The organism is Duganella rivi, assembly GCF_009857435.1.
GTDB lineage: Bacteria > Pseudomonadota > Gammaproteobacteria > Burkholderiales > Burkholderiaceae_D > Rugamonas > Rugamonas rivi.
In genome coordinates, this window is the sequence record NZ_WWCK01000003.1 from 696,866 (window position 1) to 714,841 (window position 17,976).

Consider the following 17,976-nt stretch of genomic DNA (forward strand, 5'->3'; position numbering starts at 1 on the left):
AGAATCGTCACCCATATTGCATGGTATCCTCCCGCGCTAACATAGATTGATTAAAGGAAAAACAACGTGGCGAGCTTTCAGGGAACCAGTGGCAACGACAGCTTGGTAGGCAGCAGCGGTAACGACACCCTGAAGGGCCTTGCAGGCAACGATACCCTCAAAGGTGGCCTGGGCGCCGACCTGCTGGATGGTGGCGACGGTAATGATGTATTCAGCGCCGACGACGATAGCGGCAGCGACACCATGCTCGGCGGCAGCGGCAACGACACCTTCAACCTCAGCTACAATTACGCCCACACCTTCGCCTCCAGCACAGTGGCCAGAATCGATGCTGGCGACGGCGACGACACCATCAACGTCAGCTTTGCGCAATGGGCCTACGCCAAGCAGCCCGAGGTCACCGGCGGCGCCGGCGCCGACACTTACGCCTTCGGCTACTGCGCCAGCTTCCAGCCCCTGACGGTGACCGATTTCACGGTCGGCGCCGGCGGCGATCGGATTGATCTGCGCTACCTCTACCAGGAGTTCGGCAGCAACTACAACGGCTACCACGGCGGCAATCCCTTCGCTACCGGCCAGCTCAAGCTAGTCCAGGTCGGCAACGACACCCAGGTGCAAGGGCTGGGCTACTACAACGGCTACGTCCAGACCATCCTGGTGCTGAAGAACGTCACGGCCAGCAGCCTGACCAGCGCCAACTTCGTCGGCGACTGGAACCCGGACGGCTCGGCCATCGCCGGCAAGGTCGTCACCTCGGGCCAGACCTCGGCTATCTCGCTGGTGGGCGACGTCTTCAACGACACAATTACCGGCAACAGCTATAACAACACCCTGTACGGCTTTGGCGGCGATGACTTGCTCAACGGCGGCAGCGGCAACGAATACCTGTTGGGCGGCTATGGCAACGACACCTTGCACGGCGGCGCCGGCGATGACACCCTGAGCGGCGACGAAGGCAACAACCTGGTCGACGGTGGCGACGGCAACGACCTGTTCTACGCCAATAGCGGCACCGGCGGCGGCCAGGATACCCTGCTGGGCGGCGCAGGGGACGATGTGTTCGAATACAGCGTGCGCAAGCTGGAAGCCACGGCCACCGGCGGCGATGGCCAGGATACCTACCGCCCCAGCTACTACAGCTACTATGGCCGCTACCTGCCGACCAACCTGAACGTGACCGACTTCACCGCCGGCGCCGGTGGCGACAAGATCGACCTGATGACGCAGCTCAGCTACAGCACCAGCTACGCTGACGGCAATCCATTCAGCGCGGCCAACGGCTACCTGCGCGTGATCCAGGACGGCGCCGACACCAAGATCCAGATGGACATGGATGGCGCCGCCGGCGCCAACTACACCTACACCACCATCCTGACGCTGAAAAACGTCACCGCCAGCACGCTGACCGTCGACAACTTCGTCAACGGCCTGAAGCCCGACGGCTCACCGATCATCGGCGTGGTGGCCAGCGTCAGCGGCGGCAAGCTGCTGGCCGGCGCCAAATTCGACGACCAGTTGACCGCCATCAGCGGCGCCAACACCCTGGTGGGCAATGGCGGCGACGACCTGCTGGTGGCCGGCAGCGGCGACGCCAACGGCCTCGGCGACCAGTTGCAAGGCGGCAGCGGCAACGACACTCTGGTCGGCGGCAACGCCAACGACAAGCTCACCGGTGGCACCGGCAACGACCTGCTGCAAGGCGGCGGCGGCAATGACACCCTGGTCTCCGCAGGCAATGAAGCGCTCGGCAACGACACCCTGCAGGGCGGCGATGGCGACGACCTGTTCATCGTCGGCCAAGGCACGGATCGCGCCCAGACTGTCGCCACGGGCGGCGCCGGGCGCGATGTGTTCCAGCCCTCCGCGTATCAATACGGCGCGGATGGCGAGCATCACTATGCCTTCACGGTCAGCGACTTCGTGGCCGGCGCCGGCGGCGACCTGATCGACCTGAGCGCCATCCTGCAGGGCAGCGGCTATACCGGCGGCAATCCCTTCAGCGCCGACCAAGCGTACGTGCGCCTGGTGCAGGTGGGTGCCGACACCGTGGTCCAGTACAGCTGGGGCGCCGGCGTCCACGACGACTATGCGACCGTGCTGGCCTTGCAGAATGTCGACAAGAGCACGCTCACGGCCGACAACTTCATCGATGGCCTGAAGCCGGACGGCACCCACATCGCCGGCCTCAACCTGACCACCAGCGAGACCGTCAACCAGCTTGAAGGCGCCAGGTTCGACGACACCCTGACCGGCACCGGCGGCGGCAACCAGCTGTCCGGCATGGGTGGCGACGACCGCCTGCAAGCGGGCGCCGATGCGCAAGGCCTGGGCGACACGCTGTCTGGCGGCTACGGCAACGATACCCTGCTCGGCAGCGACGGCAACGACAGCCTCAACGGCAACTCCGGGACCAACCTGCTGCAAGGCGGCGCCGGCAACGACACCCTGGTCAGCGCGTACGACAGCATCAACGATACGCTGGATGGCGGCGCCGGCAACGACCTGTTCACTATTTCCCAGAGCGGCACCGGACAAGCCGCCACTGCGCGCGGCGGCGATGGCAACGACCGTTTCGCCACCCATATCGTTGAGGATGGCCTGGCCGCCATCTTGAGCGGCGGCAGCGGCAGCGATACCTACATCCTGAGCACTGATCTCACCCTGATCGACGGCCACGTCGACATCAGCGACTTCACCGCTGGCGACGGCGGCGACATTCTCGACATCACCCAACTGATGAGCGGCGCCGCCTACTACGGCTACACCGGCGGCAACCCGCTCAGCGAAGGCTACTTCCTGCGCCTGGAGCAAAGCGGCGCCGATGTCCTGCTGAAATTCGACCTGATTGGCCGCGGCGCCAGCGGCATGTACACGGTGGCGCTGCTGCGCAATGTCAACCTGGGCGACCTGACGGCGCAAAACATGATCGGCGCCAATCCCAAGGGCGACGTGGTGCCCGGCGTGCTGGCCGAAGGCACGACGGCCGGCGAGCACCTTGACGGCGGCTACTTCAACGATACGCTGCATGGCAACGGCGGCGCCGACAGCATGAGCGGCGGCGCTGGCGATGACTTGCTGGTGGCCGGCGACGTCGAGGACGTCCAGTCCGGCAGCAGCATGGGCGGCGGCGACGGCAACGACACCCTGATCGGCGGCAACGGCGCCGACCGCCTCATGGGATCGGCCGGCAACAACCTGGTATCCGGCGGCGGCGGCAATGACGACATCCACATCATGGAAGGCAGCGACAGCGTCGACGGCGGCGAGGGCAACGATACCATCTCCGTCGAAGGCAGTGGCAACAGCACCGTCACCGGCGGGGCCGGCAACGACCTGCTGGCCGTGTATGCCCACAACGCGCCCAGCATCACCCTGCGCTTCGACGGCGGCGCCGGCAACGACCGCGTGGAAATCCGCGGCAACGATCTGGGCGCGTCCAAAATCACCCTCACCGGCGGCGCCGGCGTCGACACCTACACCTTCGACGGCCCGGCGTTCAGCAGCAATGTGCACATCACCGACTTCGCCACCGGCGCCGGCGGCGACCAGCTCGACCTGAACGCCATCCTTCAGCAATTCGCCGGCGACGGCAAACTGCTGCTCGACCCGATGGCGTCCGGCTTCCTGAAACTGGTGCAGCAGGGCCCGAACGTGCTGGTGCAGTTCGACTACGACGGCAGCGGCAGCGGCACGACCCCGCGCACCATCCTGACTCTGGATAACGTCAAGCTCAGCGACATCACCGGCGCCAACTTTGTCGGACGCTATGTCTCCCTGAACTGGGGCGACGGCTACGGCAGCAACGGCAGCGATGTCATGGAAGGCGGCGACGGCCCCAACCGCTTCGAAGCGGGCGGCGGAGACGATACCCTGATCAGCGGCGGCGGCGCCGACACCCTGATCGGCGGCGTCGGCAACGACCTCTACGTCCTTGACAACAACAGCAGCGCCACCATCGTCGAGGCGGCCAACGGCGGCGTCGACACGGTGCGAACCAGCCTGGCCTCGTACATCCTGGCGGCCAACCTGGAAGGCCTGCAATACAGCGGCACGGGCGACTTCTCCGGCGTCGGCAACGCCAGCGGCAATATGCTCACCGGCGGTGCCGGCAACGACACGCTGGACGGCAATGGCGGCGGCGACATTCTCACCGGCCTGGCCGGCGACGACGTCTACGTGGTCCGCAACGCCACCGACCGCGTGGTTGAAGCAGCCGACGGCGGCTACGACCTGGTGCAGGTCAGTTACGCCAACGCGGCCTACACCTTGGGCGCCAACGTCGAGCACGGAACGCTGACCAACAGCGCCGCAGCCGGCACCCTGACTGGTAACGAGCTCAACAATTACCTCACCGGCAACGGCCAGGCCAACACCCTCAACGGCGGCGCCGGCAACGACACGCTCGATGGCGGCGCGGGGGCCGACAAGCTGGCCGGCGGCAAAGGCGACGACCTGTTCATCGCCGACAACACCGGCGACACCATCACCGAGCTGGCCGGCGAAGGCAACGATACGGTGGAAACCACGGCAGCCAAGTACACCCTGGCCGCCAATGTCGAAAACCTGCGCTACACCGGCAGCAGCGCCTTTGCCGGCAGCGGCAATGAGCTGGCCAACCGCATCAGCGGCGGCAGCGGCAACGACACCCTGCTGGGCAACGCCGGCAACGACACCCTGTCCGGCGGCGGCGGCACTGATGCGATCGACGGCGGCGACGGCGACGACACCCTCTTGCTCAGCGACAGCATCGGCCACTACACCCTATCGCGCGCCAACGGCGTGCTCACGCTGAGCAACTCCATCCTCGGCGAGACCCTCAACATCAAGGGCATTGAAACCCTGGTGTTCACGGATGCCACCCGCACCATCAGCGAACTGCTGCTAAACCAGATCAGCGACGGCGACGACTATCTGTCCGGCACCGACGGCAACGACAGCCTCAACGGCCTAACCGGCGCCGACACCATGAGCGGCGGCACCGGCGACGACCGCTACGTGATCGACAACGTCAAGGACAGCATCAAGGAACTGGCAGGCGAAGGCACCGACACGGCCGAACTGGCCTTCAAGGCCGCGGCGACCTACACGCTCGACGCCAACGTGGAAAACGCAGTGGTGACGGCAGCAGCCGCGGTGGCGGCCAGCGTCACCGGCAATTCGCTCGACAACGTCCTGACCGGCAACGCTGCGGTCAACACGCTGAGCGGCGGCGCCGGCAACGACACGCTGGACGGCGCGGCGGGCGCCGACAAGCTGATCGGCGGCCTCGGCAACGATGTCTATCGCGTCGACAACGCCGGCGACACCATCACCGAAGCGCTCAACGAAGGCAGCGACACGGTGTACACCACACTGTCCACCTACACGCTGGCGGCCAACGTGGAAAACCTGGCCGGCCCGGGCAACGGCGTGTTCAACGCCACCGGCAATGCTGTCAACAACCAGATTGACGGCGGCCTCGGCAACGATACCCTGTCCGGCCTGGCCGGCAACGACACCCTGCGCGGCAGCGTCGGTAACGACTCGCTGCTGGGCGGCGACGGCGATGACTTGCTGGACGGCGGCATCGGCGCCAATATTGTCGACGGCGGCGCCGGCAGCGACACCGCCGTGGCGCTGGACGACTTCAGTGCCTACAGCGTGAAGCGCCCGAACGCCACCGACACCGTGCTGACCCATGCTACCAGCGGCGAGGTCATCACCCTGCGCAACATCGAGTTCGTCAGCTTCCACGGCACCCTGATGGCGATCCAGGACGTGCAGCTCAACATCAAGAGCGTGGGCAACGACTACATCCGCGGCACCGACGGTGACGATACGCTAGACGGCGGCGCGGCAGGCGCCGACACGCTGGCCGGCGGCGACGGCAACGACACTTACCTGATCGACGATGCAGGCGACTTGATCGTCGAAGCCGATAACGGCGGCACGGATGTGGCGCAAGTGGCGTTGACCAAGGCCGGCACCTACACGCTGGGCGCCTATGTCGAAAACGCGACCGTGACCTCGGCCGCCAGCGTGGCCGTCAACCTCACCGGCAACGACCGCGACAATGCGCTGACCGGCAACGCGGCCGCCAACACCCTGACCGGCGGCGCCGGCAACGATACGCTGGATGGCATGGCCGGCGCGGACAAGCTGATCGGCGGCACCGGCAACGACGTCTACAAAGTCGAGAACAGCGGCGACTCCGTCACCGAACTGGCCGGCCAGGGTACCGACCGCGTGGAAACCACGCTGTTCAAATACACCCTGGGCGCCAACGTCGAAAACCTGCTGTACACCGGCACGCTGGCCTTTGCCGGCACGGGTAACGAGCTGGCCAACAGCATAGCAGGCAGCAGCGGCAGCGACACCCTGAGCGGCCTGGCCGGCGACGACGTCCTGAGCGGCGGCGCTGGCAACGACTCGCTGCTGGGCGGCGACGGTGCCGACCAGCTCGACGCCGGCACCGGTAGCGATGTCGTCGACGGCGGCGCCGGCAGCGACACCCTGGGGCTGCTGGGCAACTTCAAGGACTACACCCGCAGCCGCCCGAACACCACCGATATGGTGCTGACCAATAGCAGCACGCATGAGAGCATCACCGTGCGCAACGTCGAGAAGTTCCTGTTTGCAGACGGCCTCAAAGATCTGTCCGATCTGGCCTACAACACCGCCAGCACCGGCAACGACAGCCTGTTCGGCGGCGACAGCGACGACAACATCAACGGCGGCGCAGGCGCTGACCAGATGTTCGGCGGCCTGGGCGACGACACCTATACCGTCGATCAGGCCGGCGACAAGGTGTTCGAATCGGCCGACAGCGGCGACGATCTGGTACTGGTCGCCTTCACCAAGGCCGAGACCTTTGTCATGGGCGATAACGTCGAGCGCGCGACCATCACGGCGGCCGCCAGCATTGCGGCCAGCGTTACCGGCAACGCGCTGGATAATCTGCTGATCGGTAACGCTGCCGCCAATACCCTGACCGGCGGCGCCGGCAGCGACACGCTCGACGGCGGCGCCGGCGCGGACAAGCTGATTGGCGGCCTCGATGACGATTTCTACAAAGTCGACAATGCCGGCGACGTGGTCACTGAGCTGGCCGGCCAAGGTCAAGACCGGGTTGAAACCACGCTGGCCAAGTACACCCTGACCGCCAACGTGGAGGACTTGCAGTTTGTCGGCACGGTGGCATTCACCGGTATCGGCAACGGTCTGGCCAATAGCATCATCGGCAGCAGTGGCAACGATACGCTGAGCGGCATGGCCGGCGACGACGCCCTGAACGGCGGCGCTGGCAATGACTCGCTGCTGGGCGGCGATGGCGCCGACCAGCTCGACGCCGGAACTGGCAGCGATGCGGTTGACGGCGGCGCCGGCGTCGATACGCTGACCCTGCTGGGCAATTTCAACGACTACACCCGCAGCCGTCCAAACGCCACCGACGTGGTGCTGATCAACACCATCACGCATGAAAGCATCACCGTACGCAACGTCGAACAATTCATCTTTGCCGATGACAGCAAAGCGCTGGCCGGCGTGGTGGTCAATGCTGCCAGCACCGGTAACGACAATCTGACCGGCACCGACGGCAACGACAGCCTCGACGGCGGCAGCGGCGCCGACACGCTGGCTGGCGGCCTCGGTAACGACGTCTACACCATCGACCAGACTGGCGACGTGGTCACCGAGAATAGCGGCGAAGGCACGGATCTGGTCAACGTCGCCTACACCAAGGCCGGCATCTACACGCTGGGCGACAACGTGGAAAACGCCACCGTCACGGCAGCGGCGAGTATCGCCGTCAACCTGACCGGCAACGACCTGGCCAACATTTTGACCGGCAACGCCGCAGCCAACACCCTTACCGGCGGCGCCGGCAACGACACGCTGGACGGCGGTGTGGGCGCGGACAAACTGATCGGCGGCAGCGGTGACGACAGCTACGTGGTCGACAACGCCGGCGACACCATCACCGAACTGGCTGGTGGCGGGCGCGACCTGGTCACCGTCAAAGGCATCAGCAGCTACAGCCTGTCGGCCGAGGTGGAAGACATGGTCTTCAGTGGCGCCACCGCCTTCACCGGCAACGGCAACCTGCTGGCCAACAGCCTCACCGGCGGCAGCGGCAACGACGTGTTGAACGGCCTGGCCGGCAACGACATCCTGATCGGCAATGCGGGCAACGACAAGCTGCTGGGCGGCGACGGCGACGACCTGCTGACTGGCGGCGATGGCGCCGACACCGTCACCGGCGGCAATGGCGCGGATACCATCGTGCTGTCGTCAAAGGTAGGTGTGGATACCTTCATGGACTTCGTCAGCGGCACGGACAAGGTGTCGCTGAGCCAAGCTGTGTTCGGCGTCGGCAATGGCGACCTGGTGATCGATAACGCCATGGTCAAGGCCGGCCCGGGCGACTTCGCCAACGACGCGGAACTGGTGATCCTGACGCAAAACGTCGCCTCGCTCAGCCTCACCACGGCAGCAACGGCCATCGGCTCGGCCACCAGTGCCTACGCGCTGGGTGACAAGGCGCTGTTTGCCCTGCACAGCGGCAACACCACCACCTTGTACCTGTTCACCTCGAACGGCACGGATGCGGTGGTGAGCGCCGGTGAACTGACCCAGCTGGCCACACTGACCGGCGCGGCAGCCACCACGGCCGCCGATTACCAGTTCGCATAAACGAAAAAAGGCGCTACCGGACAACACCGGTAGCGCCTTATATAGTTTCCCGCCGGAATTAGTCTGCTGCTTGTTCGGCTTCAGCCGGCCAATCGCGGATGTAGGCTTTCAGCATGCGGTTTTCGAAGCTCTGCGCTTCCAGCACCGCGCGGGCGACGTCGTAGAACGAGATCACGCCAAGAATGGTCTTAGCGTTCATCACCGGCAGATAGCGCGCGTGCTTTTCCAGCATGATGCGGCGCACTTCATTGACGTCGGTGTCCGGCGTGACGGTAATCGGGTGGTCTTCCATGTGCTTGCGCACCGTGCCGCCGCCGACATTGCCCTGGTTTTCGTGCAGCGCGCGCAATACCTCGCGGAAGGTCAGCATGCCGACCAGATCGCCGAATTCCATGACGACCAGCGAACCAATGTCCTTTTCGGCCATGGTATTGGCGGCGTCCGCCAGTGGTTGATCGGGAGAGATGGTGTAAAGGATAGAGCCTTTAACTTGGAGAATTTCCGAGACTTTCATTTTGGGCCGTCCTGTCCGCTGATATACGCTCTGTGAATGGGAGTTCTAATTGTTGTAGCCTTTGTTGCGAATGTAGCCTATGCCCAGCAAAAAAGCCAGTGCTTCGGATAAGCAAAACATAACAATGTTGTCGTACTGTTGCCACGCTGCGTTTCGGGTTAGGATGGCCGCAAAAAAGGAGACACGCATATGCAGCTGGTTTTCATCCACGGCGCCATGAACGACCACACGGTATGGACAGCGCAGAGCCGCTATTTTGCAGAGCGCGGCCACCAAGTGCTGGCCATCGACCTGCCGGCCCACTGCGACGACGGCGCGGCGCCATTAAGCAGTGTCGCCGCCATGGCCGACTGGCTGCTAGCCAGGCTTGACGCGGCTGACATTAAGCAAGCCGCCTTGATCGGCCACAGCATGGGATCGTTAATCGCGCTGGAAGCGGCCGCCCGGGCGCCGCAGCGCATCACGCATCTGGCCATACTAGGTTCCAGCTACCCGATGAAAGTGGCCGATGCACTGCTCGACACCGCGCGCAACGATGAGGCAAAAGCCATCGACATGGTCACCAAATGGTCGCACAGCCGAGGCTATGCCAACACCGAACCGCTGCGCCAACTAATGCTGCGGCTGGCGGGCAAGCAGTTGCTGCATACCGATCTCGCCGCCTGCAACGCCTACGACAACGGCGCCGCAGCCGCAACACAAGTGCGCTGCCCCGCCCTCTTCATCTACGGCGCAAACGACGTGATGACGCCACCGGCGCCGCCCTTCATCACCAACGCCCAATCCATCACGCTAGCCAGCGGTCACGCCCTGATGACCGAACAAGCCGACGCCGTCAATGAAGCGCTGGCAAATTTTATCGGCAGTCGATAGGGCCAAAGTGGTCGGCGAGGGTCTTGCCGAGGCCTGCTTCGACGGCGGTTTCGACTTCGCGGGCCAGTGCTGCGGCCTCGCGGGCGGCCTGGAGGTCGCGCTCATCGTCGCCGTCGGCAATGACGCCGGCGTTGACCGGCATGCCGGCGAAGACGAATAAGCGGTAGACGTCGGCCAGCGTGAGCTTATCCATGTTGGCGAGGATGACCCAGTGATCGGAACCCTCACTCACGCGCTTGCCCCACTGGACGCGCGGCGGATTGGCGACCGGCACCCGGCCCACCCAGCCCTCCTGCATCATGCGCTCCAGCAGATTGTCCATCTCATCGAAGCCCAGGCGCGTGCGGGCGCGGATTTGGCCGGCGCTGACCAGCGCCGTGTCGCCGCATTTGCAGGCTACATGCAGCACCTTGAGGATCGCCATCGCGTCGACAAATTCGCCGCCCGGCTGCGCCTCGTGCCACCAGCGTTCGTACTTCACCACCGGCAGCGCGGCCACCAGCAGAGCGCCGAACAAGGTAATCAGCCACGATAGATAGACCCACAGCAGGAACAACGGCACCGCAGCCAGCGCCCCGTAAATCTTGGAATACGTCGGGAACTGAGTAATGAAGATGGCAAAACCGCGCTTGGCCAACTCAAACGCGAGGCCGGCCACCAGGCCGCCCCATGCCGCATCGCGCCAGTCGACATCACGGTTCGGCACTGCCACGTACAGCAGCGTGAAGGTGGCCGTGGTCAGCGCCAGCGACAGGACGGTGTAGATCAGCGCCCCAATAATCGGCACGTGGCCAACCAAGTCGCTGGTCGCCATGAACACCTGCGACGACAAGGTGATCGACACACCGATCAGCAACGGCCCGAGCGTAATCAAGGCCCAGTAGACGAGTATCCGCTTCGTCCAGGCGCGCTGGCCGCGCACGCGCCAGATGCGGTTGAACACGCGCTCGATCAGATTCATCATCGCGATCGAGGTCACGATCAGCGTCACCGCACCCACCGCCGACAACCGCGTGGCCTTGGAGGCGAACATGGTCAGGTAGTTGAGGATATTGCTGGAGATCGACTTCGGCATCACGCTCTGCACGAAGTACGCCTCCAGCGAACTACGGAAGGTGGTGAACAGCGGGAAGGTGGTGAAAATCGCCAGCGCGATGGTCAGCAGCGGCACCAGCGCAAACACGGTGGTAAACGTCAAACTACCGGCCACCTGCGGCAAACTCTCCTCGCGCAGCCGCCGATGCGCAAACAAAAACAAGTCCCGTACCTCAGGCCAGGACAAAGAACGTGCTGTCTGCCAGCCGCTTTTACAGGCGCGGTAGACATATTGGAACAACCATTGAGTATATTTTTCGACCATGGGGCGTATCGTATTACAACAGTGGCAATGATGCCACCTGCTAAAGCGCCCTATAATAACGCCGATGAACTCTCTGACCATTCTCGTTTTGTTTTACTCCCGCCACGGCGCCACCCGCAAGCTGGCGGAGCTGATCGCCCAAGGTATCGAAAGCGTACCGGGTTGCGACGCGCGCCTGCGCACCGTGCCGGCCGTGTCCACCGTCACCGAAGCTACTGAGCCGGAAGTGCCGGCCGACGGCGCGCCTTACGTCGAACTGGATGACTTGACCGAATGCGCCGGCATCGCCGTCGGTTCGCCGACGCGCTTCGGCAATATGGCTTCGGCCATGAAGTATTTTTGGGATGGCACCGCCAGCCAATGGCTGTCCGGCGCGCTGGCGGGTAAGCCGGCCTGCGTCTTCACCTCGACCGGCAGCCTGCACGGCGGGCAGGAGTCGACGCTGCTGTCGATGATGATCCCGCTGTTCCATCACGGCTTGATGGTGATCGGCCTGCCCTACACCAACCCCGAACTGATGACCACTTCCAGCGGCGGCACGCCTTACGGCGCCAGCCACTGGTCCGGCCTCGATGGCAAGAAGGTCATCACCGAAGACGAGAAACGCCTCGCCATCGCACTGGGCAAGCGGCTGGCCGAGACAGCAGTCAAACTACGCGGATAAGCGCCATGGAAACCACAATGCAAAAATATTTTCACTGGGGCGCCATCGGCAGCCTGGTGACGCTGATTATCTGGTGTGTGTTGTGGGAGATGGTGCTGGCGCCTTTAAAACCGGGCGGTTCGTGGCTGGTGCTGAAAGCTGCGCCGCTGTTGCTGCCGCTGTACGGCGTCTACAAGCGTGACATCTACACGCTGCAATGGACGTCGATGATGATCCTGCTGTACTTCACCGAAGGCGTGGTGCGCGGCTGGAGCGATATCGGCAGCTTGTCGTCGTGGCTGGGCTGGGGCGAGGCGGCCGTAGTGTGCGTGTATTTTGTGTGCGCGGTACTGTACCTGCGTCCTTACAAGCGCGCTGCCAAGAAGCTGGCCAAGGAGCTGCTCGATAAGGTGAAGGTCAACACGGTTAAATGATGGACTTCCTCACGCAATGCCGCGCCATCATCGGCGAGCCGTATGTGCTCGATACGCCAGACGGCATGGCGTCCTTTCTCACCGATCAGCGCGGGCGCTTCACCGGCAAGGCGCAGGCGGTGCTGCGTCCCGGCTCGGTGGAGCAAGTGGCGACATTGGTGCGCGCTTGCGCCGAGCATCGCGTGGGCATCGTACCGCAAGGCGGCAATACGGGACTGGTGCTGGGCAGCGTGCCCGATGCCAGCGGTGCGCAGGTCGTGCTGTCGCTGGCGCGGCTGAACAGCATACGCCAAGTCGATGCAGTCAACCGCACCATGACGGTGGATGCGGGCTGCATTCTTCAACACATACAGGAAGCTGCGGCGGCCGAGGGCTGCCTGTTCCCGTTGTCGCTGGCGGCGGAAGGCAGCTGCACGATAGGCGGCAATCTGGCCACTAATGCCGGCGGCACGGCGGTTCTGCGCTACGGGAATACGCGTGAGCTGTGCCTCGGCCTGGAGGTCGTCACGCCGCAGGGCGAGATTTGGAGCGGCTTGCGCGGTCTGCGCAAAGATAATACCGGCTACGATTTGCGCGATTTGTTCATCGGTGCAGAGGGCACGCTCGGCATCATCACCGGTGCGGTGTTGAAGCTGTACCCACAGCCTAAAGCCAGCATTACGGCGCTGGCGGCGCTACCCTCGCCTGCTGATGCGCAGCAGTTGCTGGTGCTGATGCAGGATCACTGCGGTTCGAGTCTGACAGGCTTTGAGCTGATGTCGCGCTACTGCCTTGAACTTGTGGCGCAGCAGTTCCCGCAATTGCCTCGGCCTTTCACGGAGCCGCATCCGCAGTATGTGCTGTTGGAATTGTCGAGCAGCGAATCCGAGCAGCACGCAGTTGGGCTGCTGGAGCATGCCATCGGCGCGGCGCTGGAACGCGGAGTGATTAATGATGCAGTGGTGGCGACGTCGGTGGCGCAATCGGCGGGCCTGTGGCAATTGCGCGAGCATATTCCGTTGGCGCAGGCCAAGGCGGGCAAGAACATCAAGCACGATATTTCGCTGCCGGTGTCGCGCATTGCGGACTTTATCGCGGCAACCGAACCGTTGCTGGATGCGGCGTTCCCCGGCTGTCAGCTAGTGTGCTTTGGCCACTTGGGCGACGGTAATCTGCACTTCAATGTTGCGCCCCCGGCGGGCGTATCAAATGAAGACTTCCTGCACAACCAGGATGAGGTCAACCGCGTGGTGTATGACAGTGTGATGGCCTTTGGCGGTTCGATTTCGGCGGAGCACGGCATCGGCGCCTTGAAGCGCGATGAACTGGCGCGCTATAAGTCGCCGGTAGAACTCAATATGATGCGAGCCATCAAAGCGGCATTGGATCCGCTGGGTATTATGAATCCCGGTAAAATCCTTTGAGCGAGGCTGAGATGAATATTCTGATCGTTGCGGCGCTAGTCGGCGCTGTGTACAAATGCACGGTGGATGGCAAGGTCAGTTATAGCGATGCGCCTTGTCCGGCGGGCGCGCAGGCGTCTACGCTGGAAGCGCCGGCAGCGCCTTCGGCCGATCCCGCGGCTGGCGCCACGCTGCGCAAGCAGCAAAAGCAGGCCGACACGCTGGAGAAAGCGCGCCTCAAACGCGAGGAGCGTGAAGAACGCGAAGCCGCCAGCGCCGCCAAAGCCGCTGCTGTACAGCGCAAAAAGTGCGATCAGCTCCAACTCAAAAAACGCTGGGCCGACGAAGATGCCCGCCGCGCCACCGGTCAAGCCACCGAAGCCGCCCGCCTCCGCGCCCACCGCGCCGGCGAAGCCATGGCCTTGGAGTGCCCCCGCTGATGCAGGCCGCATCGATGCGCCGCTTGTCGCGCTGGCTGCTGCTGGGTGAGTGGCGCGCGCACCCGGTGCGGGCTTTGGTGGCGATAGCCGCCATCGCGGTCGGCATCTCGCTCGGTTTTGCCATTCATCTGATTAACGCAGCGGCCTTCAACGAATTCTCGGCCGCCGTGAAGAGCCTGTCCGGCGTGGCCGACATCCAAGTGCGCGGCGCAGAGCCGTTCTTCGACGAAGGCATCTACCCAGCACTAGCCCAGCGCGAGGGCGTAGTCGTCGCCTCGCCAGTACTAGAATTCGACGCCTCCACCCCCGGCGAACGCACTGCCCTCAAAATCATCGGCATCGACGCCTTCCGCGCCAGCTACGTCACGCCCGATCTACTCGGCACGCCCACAGATGGTCGCGTTGAAGACACGCTAGCCGACGACGCCCTCTTCCTCTCGCCCGCCGCCCAGCAATGGCTGCAACCAAAGGCCAGCACGGTAACCCTGCAAGTCGGCACCAATCAACTAGCGCTGCGCGTTGCCGGCCCAGTAGCAGGCGCACGCGCCGGCCAGCGTATCGCCGTGATGGACATCGCCACCGCCCAATGGCGCTTTGAAAAACTCGGCCAACTGTCCCGCGTCGACCTCAAACTGCGCGACGGCGTGAACCGCGAAACCTTCAAAGCCCAGCTCCAGCAAGACTTGCAAGCCCAATACCCCGGCCGCTTCCGCGTCAGCCAGCCTAACGACGAAGAACAAAACAGCCGCAACGAAAGCATGAGCCGCGCCTATCGCGTCAACCTCACCGTGCTGGCACTCGTCGCACTGTTCACCGGCGCCTTCCTGGTGTTCTCGACACAGGCGCTATCCGTAATCCGCCGCCGCAGCCAATTCGCGCTACTGCGCGTGCTGGGCATGGACCGCCACCGCCTGTTGCGCCAAATCCTGATCGAAGGCCTGTGCCTCGGCGTAGCCGGATCGGCGATCGGTATCGCCGCCGGCTATGGCCTGGCTGCAGCCGCGCTGCACTTCATGGGCGCGGATCTCGGCGCTGGCTTCTTCTCCGGCGTGCGTCCGCAAGTGCATTTCACACCGGTGGCTGCTGCCGTCTATTTCGCACTGGGCGTGGTGGTAGCGCTACTGGGTTGCGCCGCACCGGCGTTGGATGCCGCCCGCGCCAAGCCCGCCGTCGCCCTCAAATCCGGCACCGAGGAAGCCGCGATGTCGCGCCTGTCGCGCGCATGGCCGTCGCTGGTGCTGATGTCATTGGCCGCACTGCTGTCGCAAGCACCGCCAGTATTTGAGCTGCCACTGTTCGGCTACCTGTCGATAGCCCTGCTGCTGATCGGCGCCATTGGCTTGATGCCGCGCCTCGCCGCCATCATATTCCGCTTCGCGCACCGTCGCTGGAGCGCGGCCACGGCCGACAAGCCGTACGCCTCCGCCGTTGTCACGCTCACCTTGGCGCGGCTGGCCAACGCTTCCAGCCAAGCCGGCATCGCCCTAGGCGGCGTGCTGTCCAGCTTTAGCCTGATGGTGGCGATGGCCATCATGGTCGCCAGCTTCCGCGTGTCGCTGGACGACTGGCTGCAACACATCCTGCCTGCCGATATCTACGTCAGCGCATCCACAGGCGGCGCTACCGCCGGCCTGCGCCCGCAAGAACAAGCATCGCTAGCTTCCCTGCCCGGGGTGGCCCACGCCGACTTTCTGCGCACGCGCGCCGTGTCACTGGCAACCGAACGCCCTGCCGTCGTCCTCATGGCGCGCAACGTCGATGCCGCCAATCCAGGCAGCTCGCTCGCCATCGTCGGCGAAACACTAAAGCCCACCGACGGCGCACCGCCGCCAGTATGGATCTCCGAAGCCATGGTCGATTTGTATGGGATGCGCGTCGGCCAGCACATCGAACTGCCGCTGAACGGCGCGCAGCACGCCTTCCAGGTGGCAGGAGTGTGGCGTGATTACGCGCGGCCGACCGGCACCATTCAAATGCGTCTCAGCGACTACCGCGCTATCACCGGCGACCAGGAGGCCAGCGGCGTGGCGCTGTCGCTCAAATCCGGCGCCAAGGCCGAAGAGACGCTCGCCGCGCTCAAACGGCTGCCATTTGCCGCCGCATTGGAAGCCAGCGAACCATCCGAAATCCGCGCCATGAGCATGAAAATTTTCGACCGCAGCTTCGCCATCACCCACCTGCTTGAAGCGATTGCCATCGTCATCGGCCTGTTCGGCGTGGCCGCGACCTTCTCTGCGCAAACGCTGGCGCGCGCCAAGGAGTTCGGCATGCTGCGCCACGTCGGCGTCACGCGCAAGCAAGTGCTGGCGATATTGGCGATTGAAGGCGGCTCGCTGACGGCGCTCGGCATCGCCACCGGCTTCGTGCTTGGATGGGTCATCAGCTTGATCCTGGTCTTCGTCGTCAATCCGCAGTCCTTCCACTGGACCATGCAACTGCACCTGCCTTGGCCGCTGCTAGGTGCCGTGGCCGGCCTGCTGCTGGCAGCCGCCGCGCTGACCGCATTGCTGGCAGGCCGCCAATCGCTGTCCGGTGGGCCGATACGCGCCGTCAGGGAGGACTGGTAATGCTGCGCCGCCTGCTCATCCTGTTGCTGCTTGCCGCGCTGCCGGCTCTCGCCGCAGCACCACAGTTCACCGCCGTCACGCCGCTACGTCCTGGCGCTGCGCTCACCTTCCCGAAAGACTACGGCGCGCATCCCGATTACAAAACCGAATGGTGGTACGTCACCGGCTGGCTCAATACGCCGGACGGCAAGCCGGTCGGCTTCCAGGTCACCTTCTTCCGCGTCGCCGGCAGCCATGACCGCGCCAATCCTAGCCAGTTCGCGCCCAAGCAAATGATCATCGGCCACGCCGCGCTGTCCGATCCGGCCAATGGCAAACTGCTGCACGACCAGCGCAGCGCGCGCGAAGGCTTCGGCCTGTCCTACGCCAAAACCGGCGATACCGACGTCAAATTGGAGGACTGGAATATGCGCCGCACCGCCGACGGCAGCTACAGCGTTCACGTCGACGGCGCCCAAGTCAAGTTCGACCTGAAGTTATCACCCACACAAGCCGTGCTGCCCGAGGACGACCGGGGCTACTCGCGCAAAGGCCCGCGCCCGGGCCAAGCCAGCTACTACTACAGCGAACCGCACCTGCAAGTTAGCGGAAATATCACACGCGGCGGCAAACCGGTCGCCGTCACCGGCTCCGCGTGGCTCGATCACGAGTGGTTCAGCGAGTACGTCGATCCCAACGCCAATGGGTGGGATTGGCTAGGCGCCAACCTGTCCGACGGCGGCGCGATGATGGCTTTCCAGATCCGCAGCAAGACAGGTGCTAAACTATGGGCGCACGCGACATGGCGCGATGCTTCCGGTAAGATCACGCAGTTCACGCCGGATCAGGTCAAATTTACCCCGCAAAGGCGGTGGCGATCGCCCCGCACCAATGCCGAGTATCCCGTTGCGACCCAGCTCACCACCGGCAGTACCGTGTGGGATATCGTGCCCTTGCAGGACGATCAGGAGCTGGATTCGCGCCGCTCGACCGGCGCCGTGTACTGGGAAGGTGCGGTAACGCTGAGCCGCGATGGCAAGCCGGCGGGCCGCGCCTACCTGGAATTGACCGGCTATGTCAGTCCGATGAAACTGTAATAACAATATAGAAC

10 protein-coding genes are annotated in these 17,976 nt (G+C 64.2%); 8 read left to right on the forward strand and 2 right to left on the reverse strand.

Annotated features, from left to right (window positions below; translation table 11 throughout):
- The first annotated feature begins 66 nt into the window (after positions 1–66).
- Positions 67–8,673 carry a beta strand repeat-containing protein gene (locus GTP45_RS11835; protein WP_161014046.1) on the forward strand — a complete coding sequence of 2,869 codons (8,607 nt, stop codon included), beginning with the start codon at positions 67–69 and terminating at the stop codon, positions 8,671–8,673.
- A 58-nt stretch (positions 8,674–8,731) separates the two neighbouring features.
- Here GTP45_RS11835 and GTP45_RS11840 read toward each other — a convergent pair whose 3' ends face one another.
- A complete protein-coding gene (locus tag GTP45_RS11840) occupies positions 8,732–9,187 on the reverse strand; it encodes a CBS domain-containing protein (protein WP_161014047.1) in 456 nt (151 codons plus the stop codon).
- 189 nt (positions 9,188–9,376) lie between these two features.
- On the opposite strand from GTP45_RS11840, the gene GTP45_RS11845 reads away from it, so the two are divergent.
- A complete protein-coding gene (locus GTP45_RS11845) occupies positions 9,377–10,060 on the forward strand; it encodes an alpha/beta fold hydrolase (RefSeq protein ID WP_161014048.1) in 684 nt (227 codons plus the stop codon).
- Here GTP45_RS11845 and GTP45_RS11850 read toward each other — a convergent pair.
- The gene (locus GTP45_RS11850; protein ID WP_161014049.1) at positions 10,044–11,420 is read right to left on the reverse strand and encodes a YihY family inner membrane protein; all 1,377 of its coding nucleotides are present in this window, start codon (positions 11,418–11,420) and stop codon (positions 10,044–10,046) included. The two genes, GTP45_RS11845 and GTP45_RS11850, sit on opposite strands and share 17 nt — an antisense overlap.
- Positions 11,421–11,484: 64 nt before the next feature.
- On the opposite strand from GTP45_RS11850, the gene wrbA reads away from it, so the two are divergent.
- The 6 genes from wrbA to GTP45_RS11880 are packed head-to-tail and all read left to right on the forward strand — an operon-like array spanning position 11,485 to position 17,962.
- Positions 11,485–12,084 carry an NAD(P)H:quinone oxidoreductase gene (wrbA, locus tag GTP45_RS11855; RefSeq protein WP_161014050.1) on the forward strand — a complete coding sequence of 200 codons (600 nt, stop codon included), beginning with the start codon at positions 11,485–11,487 and terminating at the stop codon, positions 12,082–12,084.
- A gap of 5 nt (positions 12,085–12,089) precedes the next feature.
- A complete protein-coding gene (locus GTP45_RS11860; RefSeq protein WP_161014051.1) occupies positions 12,090–12,497 on the forward strand; it encodes a DUF2069 domain-containing protein in 408 nt (135 codons plus the stop codon).
- Positions 12,494–13,900 (forward strand): FAD-binding oxidoreductase, encoded by a 1,407-nt coding sequence (locus GTP45_RS11865; RefSeq protein WP_161014052.1) that lies wholly within the window; start codon positions 12,494–12,496, stop codon positions 13,898–13,900. Before GTP45_RS11860 ends, GTP45_RS11865 begins: the two co-directional genes overlap by 4 nt.
- Positions 13,901–13,911: 11 nt before the next feature.
- Positions 13,912–14,319, forward strand: a complete 408-nt coding sequence (locus tag GTP45_RS11870; protein ID WP_161014053.1) for a DUF4124 domain-containing protein — start codon at positions 13,912–13,914, stop codon at positions 14,317–14,319.
- A complete protein-coding gene (locus GTP45_RS11875; protein WP_229258419.1) occupies positions 14,319–16,886 on the forward strand; it encodes an FtsX-like permease family protein in 2,568 nt (855 codons plus the stop codon). The genes GTP45_RS11870 and GTP45_RS11875 overlap by 1 nt, the downstream gene beginning before the upstream one ends.
- Positions 16,886–17,962: a lipocalin-like domain-containing protein gene (locus GTP45_RS11880; RefSeq protein ID WP_161014054.1), complete on the forward strand. Its 1,077-nt coding sequence runs from the start codon at positions 16,886–16,888 to the stop codon at positions 17,960–17,962. Before GTP45_RS11875 ends, GTP45_RS11880 begins: the two co-directional genes overlap by 1 nt.
- Positions 17,963–17,976 lie beyond the last annotated feature (14 nt).